General features: G+C 44.4%; 11 protein-coding genes. 9 read left to right on the top strand and 2 right to left on the bottom strand.

The window, feature by feature from the left end:
- Nucleotides 1–155 precede the first annotated feature (155 nt).
- The 9 genes from HMO_RS0107665 to cutA all read left to right on the top strand — a co-directional run bounded on the left by HMO_RS0107665 (nt 156) and on the right by cutA (nt 10,266).
- Complete coding sequence (locus HMO_RS0107665) at nt 156–644, top strand: hypothetical protein (RefSeq protein WP_010300944.1); 489 nt, start codon at nt 156–158, stop codon at nt 642–644.
- Entirely contained in the window at nt 641–769 is a 129-nt protein-coding gene (locus HMO_RS17555) for a hypothetical protein (protein ID WP_280956254.1), read from the top strand. The genes HMO_RS0107665 and HMO_RS17555 overlap by 4 nt, the downstream gene beginning before the upstream one ends.
- A gap of 507 nt (nt 770–1,276) precedes the next feature.
- On the top strand, nt 1,277–2,323 hold the full coding sequence (locus tag HMO_RS0107675; protein WP_010300947.1) for a rod shape-determining protein: 1,047 nt from the start codon (nt 1,277–1,279) through the stop codon (nt 2,321–2,323).
- An 84-nt stretch (nt 2,324–2,407) separates the two neighbouring features.
- Nucleotides 2,408–3,289 (top strand): rod shape-determining protein MreC, encoded by an 882-nt coding sequence (mreC, locus tag HMO_RS15610; protein WP_083821268.1) that lies wholly within the window; start codon nt 2,408–2,410, stop codon nt 3,287–3,289.
- Between the two features lie 77 nt (nt 3,290–3,366).
- Nucleotides 3,367–3,909, top strand: a complete 543-nt coding sequence (mreD, locus tag HMO_RS0107685; RefSeq protein ID WP_010300953.1) for a rod shape-determining protein MreD — start codon at nt 3,367–3,369, stop codon at nt 3,907–3,909.
- Nucleotides 3,902–5,695 carry a penicillin-binding protein 2 gene (gene mrdA, locus HMO_RS14295; protein ID WP_010300956.1) on the top strand — a complete coding sequence of 598 codons (1,794 nt, stop codon included), beginning with the start codon at nt 3,902–3,904 and terminating at the stop codon, nt 5,693–5,695. The genes mreD and mrdA overlap by 8 nt, the downstream gene beginning before the upstream one ends.
- Before the next feature lie 76 nt (nt 5,696–5,771).
- Complete coding sequence (locus tag HMO_RS0107695) at nt 5,772–7,226, top strand: TrkH family potassium uptake protein (RefSeq protein WP_010300959.1); 1,455 nt, start codon at nt 5,772–5,774, stop codon at nt 7,224–7,226.
- A 461-nt stretch (nt 7,227–7,687) separates the two neighbouring features.
- Entirely contained in the window at nt 7,688–9,553 is a 1,866-nt protein-coding gene (locus HMO_RS0107700; protein ID WP_010300962.1) for an F-box protein, read from the top strand.
- A gap of 404 nt (nt 9,554–9,957) precedes the next feature.
- Nucleotides 9,958–10,266, top strand: coding sequence for a divalent-cation tolerance protein CutA (gene cutA / locus HMO_RS0107705; RefSeq protein ID WP_010300965.1), 309 nt, complete (start codon nt 9,958–9,960; stop codon nt 10,264–10,266).
- Between the two features lie 131 nt (nt 10,267–10,397).
- On the opposite strand, the gene HMO_RS0107710 is transcribed toward cutA, so the two are convergent.
- A complete protein-coding gene (locus HMO_RS0107710; RefSeq protein WP_010300968.1) occupies nt 10,398–11,546 on the bottom strand; it encodes a phosphoserine transaminase in 1,149 nt (382 codons plus the stop codon).
- Entirely contained in the window at nt 11,518–12,390 is an 873-nt protein-coding gene (gene folD / locus HMO_RS0107715; protein WP_010300971.1) for a bifunctional methylenetetrahydrofolate dehydrogenase/methenyltetrahydrofolate cyclohydrolase FolD, read from the bottom strand. The genes HMO_RS0107710 and folD overlap by 29 nt, the downstream gene beginning before the upstream one ends.
- Between the last annotated feature and the right edge of the window lie 11 nt (nt 12,391–12,401).

Here is a 12,401-nt window from a genome sequence, read left to right on the forward strand (position 1 = left end):
GAAGCGCTAACAAAAATGCTGAATAATAAACAAATCCTAGAAAAAATGAGTATTGAGAAGGAATAATAAAAATGATGACCAGAAAGACAATTGTTTCGATTGCAGGAATTATCGCTTTGCTTTCTTGGGAAGGCTTAGCGACGGAAATATAGTGCGTGGCTCCTATCCCTTATCAGGCCCCAGGCCCTCATTCTGAAGCTCGCTATAATATATCTGAAGACAAAATAAGAGCAAAGCTTTTAAAACTTACTGAGAACTTTGATATGGAGCAGCTATTTAGGAAGGAAGCAAGCTCCATAAAAACGTATGAGATTGAAAACATGCCCACCACCAGACGGGAAAGGTTTTTAGCAGAAGTAGCATATGATATTGCTTGTGATAGCTTGCAAATCGTGAAGCGGCGGCGGCTTTACCCTATCTTGGCTACTCGCTTTCACGTGGCTATTCAAAAGCTGGTGAAACTCTTTTCCGATTGGCTTACGAACCATATCTTTATAAAGATATTAATTATAGTCAGATCAGTAAAGACCAAAGTAACTATGCCAAGGTACTCTATTGTCGGGCATGTGAGAAATATGGTCAACCATCAGATGACCCAAATCCGCTGTATTTGTATTTTAAAAAACATTGGGACAGGAACTTGATTTCAATTAAGGCTAGAGAAGCTGAAGAAGCCGAACGTCGACGACAACAGCAGTGGTGGACACTTTATGGCCTCAAGCATACCGTGTCTAACTGGTGGCATTCTACCCCTTCGCCTGCCGTTTGAGAAAACTCTCAACTGACAGTGAATTCTGAAAAGGCTGACGCGAAACGGCGGAGGTTAGCAGAGCACTCTACTGTCTTACGGCAGCGTAAGAGGCACGATGATGAGCAACAGCCGCTACTGACTGTAGAAGAGCCAAAACCCTTTATTGAGCCTGACACTAAGAAAGGGGCCTAATTAACCTTAGTTGGCCTGTGCTTCGGAGGAAAGCTTGGGGCTATAAGAAAGACTCGACGTGAAGGGCCGTTTTTATCTGGCTGCAAATTATGGGGTCACCGCACCCTTCCACAAGTATCGTCGCCAGCGATGTTCCTCTATCTATTTAAAAAGCTTTCTTTATCACAATCATCTTCTCTCTTGTAACAAGAATGTCACACAGTTAAATTTAATGAACAGGTAACAATTTTTCTTTTATTTTTAGTAACAAAGTACTTGCCAGGGTGGGGTCAACTCTCTTAAAACCATAATAGGAAGAGTAAGTTAATCTTTTATGGTTTGGGGTTAGGTTAGATGAAAATTTTGCAACGGTTGATGGGAGCTTTGTCTGCAGATATGGCTATTGATTTAGGAACTGCAAACACTCTTGTCTATGTACGGGGAAGGGGAATTGTCCTAAATGAACCGTCAGTCGTCGCAATTGCCACCTCCAAAGGTAAAAAACAAGTCCTGGCCGTGGGTGAGGAAGCTAAGCTTATGGTCGGGCGGACACCAGGAAATATTCAAGCCATTCGCCCCTTGCGCGATGGCGTCATTGCTGACTTTGAAGTCGCTGAAGAAATGATTAAGCACTTTATTCGCAAAGTCCATAATCGCCGCAGTTTTGCTGCTCCACAGATTATTATTTGTGTGCCCTCCGGGTCCACGGCCGTTGAACGCCGGGCTATTCAAGAATCAGCTGAAAGTGCCGGGGGACGTCGGGTGTTCTTAATTGAGGAACCGATGGCTGCTGCAATTGGGGCAGGTTTGCCGGTCACTGAACCGACGGGCTCCATGGTGGTTGACATTGGTGGTGGGACCACGGAAGTGGCTGTGTTGTCGTTGGGGGGAATTGTCTATGCGACTTCAGTGCGCGTTGGCGGCGATAAAATGGATGAATCGATTATTAACTATATCCGTCGTACCCATAACTTGTTGATCGGTGAAAGTACCGCCGAAAAGATTAAGAAAGAGATCGGTTCAGCCACAGTTGATGCTGATAGTAATAAGATTACCATGTCGATTAAAGGGCGCAGCTTGTTAAATGGTGTGCCTTTAGAAGTTGAGATCAATCAAACCCAGGTTGCTGAAAGCTTGAGTGAAGTGGTGGCGGCCATTGTCCAAGGTGTTAAGACGGCCTTAGAGAACACGGCCCCTGAATTGTCCGCCGATATTGTTGACCGAGGTATTGTGATGACGGGGGGCGGCTCGCAACTTAAGAATTTGGATCGCGTCTTGGCGAAAGCAACCGGACTGCCTGTCTTTTTAGCAGAGAAACCGTTGGACTGTGTTGTTAACGGAACTGGCCGAGCGTTAGAAGAAATGGGTGCTTTACAAAGTGTCTTGGTTAATATGTATTAATTTGCTACGCTAGTAAGTGTGATGTTAATTGGTTACCTATTTATACGTCAGTTAGGATTAATGTCTAAGGGTGAGTGAGCGACCATGAGAATGTTGTCTGTCGTTGGGATGAAAACAAGTAAAGACCATCGAACGACTATTATTTCTGAGCTCGACAACTCACCTACTCGCCTTAGTCAAATTCTTTCTAAATTCTCAAAATCTTTTGCGGTTATTTTAGTTTCAGCAATTCTTGTCCTTCTGCAAGTTAAAGATTATTCTCCGGTCTCTACGTTGCGTTACCATCTCACTAATTTTTTTAGCCCGGTGATTTATGTTGTCTCTTTGCCGTTCAATTGGGTGGCTTCTGTTGGAGACTATTTTAAAAGAAAAGAAGATATTTTAGCCCAAAACGAACGTCTCAAGCTGCAAAATGAACAGCTAATCCGGGAACGCGATATCCATCGCCAGATCTCGCTTGAAAATTCAAGTCTCCGGGAAGCTTTAAACGTCCAAGTGGGACTGGTCGACGATATAACGACTATCCGCATTAGCCACCATGTTTATGATGGCTATACAACGGTTTTATACAGTCCGACCTCAAGTTTAGGGGATCTTCATAAAAATGATGCTATTTTAACCACTAAAGGCTTCTTGGTGGGACGTGTTTTAGATACCGACATGCAGTATACGCGCATCATGCCGATTACTGATCCCGCCTCAAGAATTCCTGTGAAGATTGAGTCGAGCACCCAACAAGCTGTATTGGCGGGCGATGGCAGTCCGATTCTAAATCTTGTCCATATCGAAAACCCGGCTGGTGTGCGCGTGGGTGATCGCTTGGTCACAAGTGGTGTAGGTGGTATCTTACCTGAGGGCCTGCCGGTAGCCGTCGTAGAATCCGTCGGCAATACCATAAAATGCCTTCCCTTTGGGCGCGTCAAAGATCAAGATTTTGTCTTAGCGCTAAGCCGTAGCGGTCTATAATTAGACAACAATATCATAAGAATTCGAATAAATGTCTGGAGCGTGTGCCTTCGTATTTGCTATAATTGTTCTACTTTGTGACCATTAATCTTGCCATGATGATTGATCCTAATAAAATATTAAATTTTCGCCGTCTGGCTACGGCCTTCTTCTTCCTGTCAGGGCTAATTATGGTTAGCCTTTTGCCCTTTTGGCGGGAGATTGGCGTGGTGCCTAATTTTATCTCGGTGGTGGTTTACTTGTGGACTATTTACCGACCCGATTTAGTCTCCCGTAAGCTATTTATCTTATTAGGAATCTGTCGAGATGCAACAATGGGCTACCCGATTGGGGTAAGCGTTCTGGAATTACTGCTAATCATTTCTTTAACATCACCTTTTCGCCGCTTTGTTATAGAAAAGAACTTTAGAATTGTGTTTATTGGGTATGTCTTGTTCACCACATTAAGCAATTGCTTGTTCTGGCTGATCTTAAGTGCTACCAAAGGCTATCTTTTGCCGTTCACAGGAGCCCTCAAGCCAATCATATTTAATTTGTTAGCATATCCTTTAATGTGCCAGATAAGCCTGCATATGCAGCAACGAATTGATCGGATAAAGATGCAGGGATTTTATGGATAAGGAAACCCTCTTTACGCGGCGATCCATTATTTTAGGGGGCATGCAAGCCGCATTAATGTCGACGGTTGTGGGGCGCATGTTTTATCTCGAAATCATGTCGAACACCCATTATCAGAAATTATCTGATAAGAATCGTATCCACTCACGCTTAACCTTACCCATTCGAGGATTGATTACCGATAGAGCGGGAAAAGTTCTGGCTTCTGACCATAATGTGTATCGCGCCGTAATTATTCGCGATGAAGCTGATGATTGGCAGTTGTGTCTTAAACGGGTGCAAGAATTATTACAGCTTACCAGTGAAGAGATCGATAAAATATCCTCTCAAATTAAACGCAAGCCTCGCTTCATGCCGGTCGCTATTAAAGATAATTTGTCTTGGCAAGAAGTAACCACATTGGAGCTCCATCTTCCAGATATTGTTGGCATTTTTATCGAGGAGGGCCGCAACCGTTTTTACCCCCATGCCTATGAATGTTGTCATTTCTTAGGATATGTGGCCGCCCCTTCTGAGAAAGAATTAGACGGAGATCCCTTATTAGAACAGCCTGGCTTCAAAATGGGCAAAATCGGCTTAGAAAAAGCCTTAGAAAATGATTTACGTGGAATGCCAGGCATTAAGCAAGTGGAAGTTGATGCCTATCGGCGCGTGGTGCGGGAACTATCAACGACTGATAGTATTCACGGAACCGAACAAAAACTGACCCTGGACTTCGATTTGCAGCAAACGCTTTATCACCGGTTGGCGCAGGAAGAAAGTGGTGCCGCAGTTGTTCTAGATATTAAGACCGGTGGTGTTCTGGCTTATGTTTCTTATCCGGGTTATGATAGTAATCTTTTTGTCAATGGGATTCCTCAGCGTGATTGGCAAGAGCTGCTCAATCATCCACGCCACGCCCTCATTAATAAACCGATCTCTGGCTTATATGCGCCTGGTTCTACCTTTAAAATGATTACAGCTTTAGCGGCTTTAGAAAGGGGCGTAATCAATCCCAACACCTCGGTCAGTTGTGTGGGGCATACGCTGCTGGGAAGCCATAAATTTCATTGCTGGACCTGGAAAACTGGGGGACATGGGCACGTTGATCTTATCCGAGCAATTGCGACTTCCTGCGACATCTATTTTTATCATATTGCAAGCTTAGTCGGCATCGACGCCATCGCGGATACTGCTCGACGCTTAGGACTTGGCACCGCCACAGGGATAGAAATTCCAGGTGAAAAGGCGGGATTAATTCCGACCGCTGAATGGAAAAAGCGGGTTCATAAAGCTAAGTGGACTTTGGGGGAGAGTTATAATGCTGGTATTGGCCAAGGCTATACCTTGACCACCCCTTTACAGTTAGCGGTCATGACTGCCCGTTTGGCGTCTGGTAAGGCGGTAAGGCCGACACTGCTGGCGGATAATGTTCAAGACTTTCCTGTCCTCGATATTGACCCTAAGCTGCTTGACTATATCTTGAAAGGCCTGGATAAAGCCTCAAATGAGGGCGGGGGGACGTCGTTCCGCCACCGGATCTCGGTGCCGGGAATGGAAATGGCCGGGAAAACAGGTACAACCCAAGTGCGGCGGATTACCGAAAAAGATCGTGCTTTAGGGTTAGTTAATAGTGCGGATCGTCCATGGCATCATCGAGAACATGCGCTATTTGTGGGATACGCGCCGGTGCACGCTCCCCTGTATGCGGCAGCCGTATTAATTGAACATGGAGGCAGCGGGGGGCGGGTGGCGGCTCCGGTGGGACGGGATGTGTTATTAACAGCACAACAAATATTAAGAGGTTAATTTGCTGTGGCGGCGACTTGTGCGCAGCTTGGCAACCTGGTACTCTCAAAAAAAGTTTGCATTTGAATTCTAGTCCATGATCGCTTATCGCTCAGTTTTGTACCTCATTGGAATGCTTTTAAGTGCTATGGCAGCTGCTATGTTGCTGCCGATTGCGATAGAACTCTTTGTTTATAAGACCTCGGCTTGGGAAGAATTCTCTTTTGCTTTTTTTCTTACAGGAGCTTTAGGCAGCTTGCTGGCGATTGCCAATCGCTCATCTGAGCGGATTGAACTTAAGGTGCGCGAAGCCTTTTTAATGACAGCGCTGTGTTGGGTGATCACCCCCTTATTCGCAGCTTTGCCCATTTATTGGTCGGATTTGAACCTAAGTTATATAGATTCTTGGTTCGAAGCTGTCTCAGCAGTTACGACGACGGGCTCAACGGTCATCCCTGATCTCGATCAAGCCTCCAGAGGCTTGTTGTTGTGGCGGAGCATTTTACAATGGCTGGGCGGGACAGGTATTATTTTAATGGCCCTGATTATCTTGCCGACCCTTCGCATCGGCGGAATGCAGCTGTTTCGAAGCGAATTCTCTGACAAATCAGAGAAAATTCTGCCCCGTGTCACTCAGATTAGCTCGGCTATAACGGCAATCTATGTTTTCTTTACGCTTGCTTGTTTCTTTGCGTTATTCTTTGCTGGCATGGAACCCTTTGATGCTTTATGTCATGCGATGACGACAGTTTCTACCGGGGGATTATCAACAAAGAACAATTCGATTGCTTTTTATAACTCGATTAGTATTGAATTGATCACCGTCTTGTTCATGTTCCTGGGCAGCATCACCTTTGTTCTCTTTATCAAAATATGGCATGGCAATGCCGACGCTTTATTTAAAGACTCTCAGGTAAAAGCCTATGCTTTATTATTGCTGTGCCTTTCAGTGATCATTTTTGTTTGGTTATGGGGACATTTAGGGGTGCCTGTGGGCAAAGCCCTCAGAAATGCTCTTTTCTCTGTCATCTCTATTTCCACGTCCGCCGGCTTTACCACTGTTGATTATACAAGTTGGGGTGCCTTTCCTTGTGTCTTATTTCTATTGCTAAGCATTGTCGGTGGGTGTACAGGTTCAACAGCGGGAGGGCTGAAAGTTTTTAGGGTGCAAATTATGGTCCGTGTTACGCTGAGCCATTTAAGGCAATTACGGCGTCCCCATGGGGTGTATGTGCCTTTATACCAGGGGCAGAAAATCCCAGAAAGTGTCGCAAGCTCAGTGCTCACTTTTGCCACCTTATATTTTTTTACAGCTTTTTGTTTAACCTCGCTTTTAACCTTATTCGATTTAAGTATGATCGATGCTTTGTCAGCGTCAATTGCCGCCCTAAGCAATATTGGCCCCGGTGTTACCAAGCTGGTCGGCCCCCATGGAAGCTTATCCGCTCTCGATAGTGGCGCTAAGATGTTACTAATGTTTGGAATGACGCTCGGGCGTCTAGAACTCCTGACAATCTTTGTCCTGCTCATGCCTTCCTTCTGGCGCAGTTAGCGGAGTTATTATGCATTTTGAAGCCTTCCTCTGAGTTTAATCCTTTTTACTTATGCCACCCTAGGCAAATTAAATAGCTTAAAAGACAAAATCGGCAAACCGGTGAAAGCTGGGGAGGTGGGCAGTAAGCTTTCTTATGCACATTGCTTTCCTTGTCATAAAATGGTTTATTCAATCGTTAATCCATACAAGATTTTTACTTGCATTGAAAAGAAGATATATAATAATCTTTCTCTAATATAAAGACTAACAATATAAAGCCCCGTAATATCTACTAAATTTAGATACATTCTACCTGATTAAATTCAAATTTCATGATCAATTAAACCATTCGCTGGAGTGGGCAATATTATAAAGCTAAGGGAAAGACTAAAAATGAAGGCTAAACGATTAATCAAACCCTTTTATTAAGTTTACAGTCCCTCATCCTATTAATTCCTTTAATAGAGATAGATTACAGTATGGAGACAACGGAAAATGAGAAGAATGTTTTTGGAGAGCTGGCGCCAGAACTAAAAATTGTTGTCCTATCCCACACTGATATGGAAACAGCGCTTGCTGCTAGGCAAGTTAGTAAGGAAATGCGGGAGCTAGCCGATGCAAGTTCCGTATGGCTAAGTATTGCTAGCAAATACCTCACTGAAAAGGAATATAATACACTTAGCAGTGATAATCTAGGGGGTGTTAAATCTCGTTTCTTTGCTCTGTTAAAGTTAAGAAGAGGAAAGGAGCGCTGGCAAGAATATAACAAAATTACCAACCAAGAGGGGGCTCCCAGCATTGAGAACCCTTTAGAAGTTTTAAAGAGAAGTATTCGAGATCTCAATTTTGCTGCTATTCATGGGCATCTTGAGGCAGCGTCGTTGTTACGACAGACGTACGATTCATTCTCTCTCAAGAATGATGAAGAAATTGGTGACCTAGAACTTTGGCAAATTCCTCCTACTCTAGATCTTGACATTTATCCGGTTATCTCGGCCGATGAACTCCTACAGTTGCCAGATTCAGACTTCTACCATATCTTCTCAAAGTTATTTTTTGGTATTTTCAGGGGGCCAAAAACTCTATCTAGCCGTTATTGTCACATCCTCAGAGATAAAGGTCACCCAATATTGGCGAGCTTCATAGCTACGGCTAATGACATTACAGCCACTGCTCTTAGCGAGGATAGTCTCAATCACCATTTCCAAGCTTTGACACAAAGGGTTCTTAGTCAGCTATCTGACGAAGGGTTCCGGGAGAAAGTTAATGTAGGCATAAATACCTCCTTAACCAATAAAGACTTTGAGCAGCTTGATCTTTGGTTGTCCTATAAATTACTTAAGCCATTGCTTGAAATGGAAGTTAACGAATCTTTCTATATAGATTTAGAGCTTATCAATCCCGACACCTATCGACCTAGCAATCTCACCTTAAGAGACTTTTACTCGTTACCAATAACTGCTGAATTCTTTTTCAACCTTATTGAAAAAGTCATAGACCTTTCTTATGAGAACCCTACACCTAGAGAAGCTAGGGATACGGAAGCCAGTGAGCGTGATAAAAAACAAGCAACCCTAAGAAACCTAGGTTTGAACTATTATCTTTCTGCTCTTAATATTGGAATGAGTAACAATATAAATCTATTAGAGTGCACTCCTGATCTGCGCCGTCAAGAAGAAGGCGAAGCTTTGTTGGCTAATAATTTTACATGGTACTTAGGGATATTAAAATTCCATATTCATCTGGCTTACCCTTCTCTCTTCTTCGTAGGATCTGAGATTGGAGGTAAGCAGGCTAGTTTTTATTACGTCTATTTTGACTCTATTAATCCCTTTGGCCGGCAAATAATCAAAAAGGCACAAAATCTAATAGAAGCTGGCCACCAGGGATCTATCCCCGTTAATTTATTAGCCTATCTTTCCCTTGATTCTTGGAGGGCTGACTGTTTTTATATTAAGCAGCCAGTTGTTGTTGCACATAAGCTAAAGGAGATGCGTGACTTAGATCGTCTTAGGAATAATCTGGAACTTGAGGATGACTTATTAATGTCTCACGGCATTATGGTGTTATTGTTTAAAGGAGAGCAAAGAGAATCTGCGCTAGAGGAGCTTCAATCGGCCCATGTAAAATTTTTCAGAGATAATATAGAAGGTATACCTTCTTATCAGTTACGGCTATTATGGAGCACAATATTAGAGATTTCACTAAATTATAGAGTATTGGATGTGGTGCGCGCGCTTATTGATGATCCTCGAATCGTTGGTTATGTTGATGAAAGGGGGGCGGAAGCTGCCTTTAGGCAAAGATATAACCACCTTCTGGCTGAGCTAGAAACCAACCAATAATCTTGTTTAAGGGGAGAGAAAGCTGCGCTAACTCCTTAAAATGGAAATATAAAAGAAAGCTAGCCATTTTCATCCAGATATTCTTTGGTTATCAGTAAAGAGAGATATAATAAGGATACTAACTTACTTATGAGTATCGCTGAAAGGATTGCAATTGGCGGCGCCTCCCTCAACAGAGAGATATCGCATCAGGTATAATTGTTCTCTAAGGTCGGATTAATAAGTTGGATACTGTTTTGAGCGCTTATCAGCGCGTCTTTACCGTTAAGGCTGTAAAAAGATTCCTGACTCAAGCTGTTCATTAACTAAATCTTCTCACTTAACCAGCGCGCTGCTCTTTTCTTTTTTAAATTTCTGAAGCTTATGCTAAGTTGAGGCACATCTTTTTAGCGGGTAACAATCCAATGCAGCAGATAACAATAATTTATACAACGATGGATTGTTTAACCGCTGCTGAGGCGTTAGCGCGTCACGCCATCGAACAAGAAGTCGCCGCTTGTGTCAATATTATTCCTGTCCTTACCTCTGTTTATAAATGGCAAGGCAAAGTTGAAACCTCTCAAGAATGTGCGCTAATTTTTAAGGTTTCCTGTGAGAAAGCCGCCAACTTAAGGGCATGGATCAAACGTCATCATTCCTACGATGTCCCGGCCATCCTCTCCGGCGACGTCAATGTTCTAGAGGACTTTTATAAGTTTGTCCAATCCCGGTGACAACGCCGTGCTCCTTAGAGCAAACGGGGGATAAATGATTGAGCTGAAATTGAAAGATCCAAGCTGGGCGTGGATGAGCAAGAGACGCTGGCAAGAGTCCGAGGAAGCCAGCGATTGTTCCTCTTCAGCTTTTAACTGGGGCGATGTACTGCTAGCGCCCAATTCATCCACTCTGTCAAGATTTGTAAATCTTCTGCCTCTAGGGTCGGGCCACACCAGATCCGAAAAGACGCAGGCGCTAGGAAATGGTTTTTAATGTCATAGGCCACGCCTAACTCTGCTAATTGAGACGCAATAGTGCTGATTAGCGAAGCTTGGTCGACGCCCTTACAATAGGAGGGGCTAAGTTTAAAGCAAACGGAAGCCCGCGAGCGGGACTGGGGCGCAATGGCAAAATGTTCAAGATCGGGGTTCTGGCTTATCCAGCCATCAATAATGGCAAAGTTGCTTTGGACCCGTTGCCACAAGGCCTCTTGCCCGCCCAGATTATAAGCCCATTCTAACCCTTTAATGGCGTCTTCAACGCAGAGCATCGACGGCGTATTAATGGTTTTCGCTTCAAAGATAGCCGTAATAACCTCGCCCGCTTTAGTCAACCGGAAAAGACGTGGGATAGGCCATGCTGGCTGATGTCGCCTTAAGTGTTCTAAGGCCCGTGGACTGACAATAATCATACCGTGGGCGGCTTCGCCTCCGAACCCTTTTTGCCAAGAAAAGCAAGTAATATCTAATTTATTCCATTCCTTTATCGGAATTACAAACGCAGAAGAGGTGGCATCACAAATGGTTAAGCCGTCACGGTTTTCTGGGATCCAGTGTAAATCCGGAACCATCACCCCGGCACTGGTACCATTATAAGTAAAAACACAATCATGGCTGCTGTTATATTGCGTTAAATCGGGGAGCTGTCCAAAGTCAGCGATAAAAGTCCGCACTTGGGGAAGAGGAAGTTGTTCGGTGGCATCGGTGACCCATAATTTTCCAAACACATCCCAAGCAAAGATATCGACTGGGCGCTGGCCTAAGAAATTCCACAGGGCCGTTTCTACTGCGCCAGTGCCTGAGCCTGGAATCATCGCAATCGCGTAATTCTGAGGAATTTCCAACACCGATCTTGTATAGTCAACAAGCTTCTGAATTCGGGCCACTCCCTCGGGAGCTCGATGTGAGCGACCAAGAAAAGCAGATTGCAACTCGCTCGCTTGCCAGTCTGGATGCTTTTTGCAAGGACCTGACCCAAACAGGGGCGAGCTAGGAACTTTTAGAGGCTTTTGCATCATGGTGGCGCTCCTCTGCAGCTTTAAGAATATTAGCCATCAAATTAATAATGGTCATGGGGCCTACCCCTCCTGGCACGGGGGTAATAAAGGATGCTTTAGGGGCAACTTGCTCAAAATTCACATCACCAACTAAGTTGCCATTAACGCGAATAATACCTACGTCAATCACAATCGCGCCTTCTTTAATGTGGTCGGCTGTTATCAGCTGCGGTTGACCCGTGGCCGAGATAACAATATCGGACATCTGGGTTAACTCTGTTAGCTGACGTGTTTTAGAATTTGCTAAGGTGACAGTGGCGCCTTGATGTAATAATAGGGCCGCTAAAGGACGGCCCACGAGAACGGACGAGCCAATAACTGTTACACGCCTGCCAGTTAAATCCGGACAACAGCTCTGGAGCAATTGTATGCATCCAGCAGGGGTGCACGGGACCAAGCGGGGCTGGCCTTGAAAAAGGTAGCCCTGGTTTAAGGGATGAAGACCGTCCACATCCTTAGCTGGGTCAATGGACTGAATCATGTGATAGCGATCAATATGACCGGGCAATGGCAATTGCAAAAGTATCCCATCAATCTGATCATTATGATTCAGTTGATGAATAAGCTTTTCTAATTCCTGGGCGGTGGTCATCGCTGCTAAGCGATGGGTCACCGATTGGATGCCTAATTCTTCACAGAGCTTTGTTTTGCGGCCAACATAAATTTCACTTGCAGCATCGTCACCGACTAATATGACTGCCAGCTGAGGAGGGCGTCCCAGGCGGCGCGTTAATTTCTGCGCTTTCGCTTGCAGCTCTGGCTTTTGGTTGGCTGCAAGAGCTTTACCATCTAAAATGTGCGCCATCAGTGCACCTC

This window comes from Candidatus Odyssella thessalonicensis L13 (assembly GCF_000190415.1).
In the GTDB taxonomy this organism is placed as follows: domain Bacteria; phylum Pseudomonadota; class Alphaproteobacteria; order Paracaedibacterales; family Paracaedibacteraceae; genus Paracaedibacter; species Paracaedibacter thessalonicensis.

Excerpts from the sequence above, each read along its gene's own strand:
- HMO_RS0107675 (WP_010300947.1), top strand. The coding sequence starts at position 1,277 with ATGAAAATTTTGCAACGGTTGATGGGAGCTTTGTCTGCAGATATGGCT.
- mreC (WP_083821268.1), top strand. The coding sequence starts at position 2,408 with ATGAGAATGTTGTCTGTCGTTGGGATGAAAACAAGTAAAGACCATCGA.
- mrdA (WP_010300956.1), top strand. The coding sequence starts at position 3,902 with ATGGATAAGGAAACCCTCTTTACGCGGCGATCCATTATTTTAGGGGGC.
- HMO_RS0107695 (WP_010300959.1), top strand. The coding sequence starts at position 5,772 with ATGATCGCTTATCGCTCAGTTTTGTACCTCATTGGAATGCTTTTAAGT.
- HMO_RS0107700 (WP_010300962.1), top strand. The coding sequence starts at position 7,688 with ATGGAGACAACGGAAAATGAGAAGAATGTTTTTGGAGAGCTGGCGCCA.
- cutA (WP_010300965.1), top strand. The coding sequence starts at position 9,958 with ATGCAGCAGATAACAATAATTTATACAACGATGGATTGTTTAACCGCT.
- HMO_RS0107710 (WP_010300968.1), bottom strand. The coding sequence starts at position 11,546 with ATGATGCAAAAGCCTCTAAAAGTTCCTAGCTCGCCCCTGTTTGGGTCA.
- folD (WP_010300971.1), bottom strand. The coding sequence starts at position 12,390 with ATGGCGCACATTTTAGATGGTAAAGCTCTTGCAGCCAACCAAAAGCCA.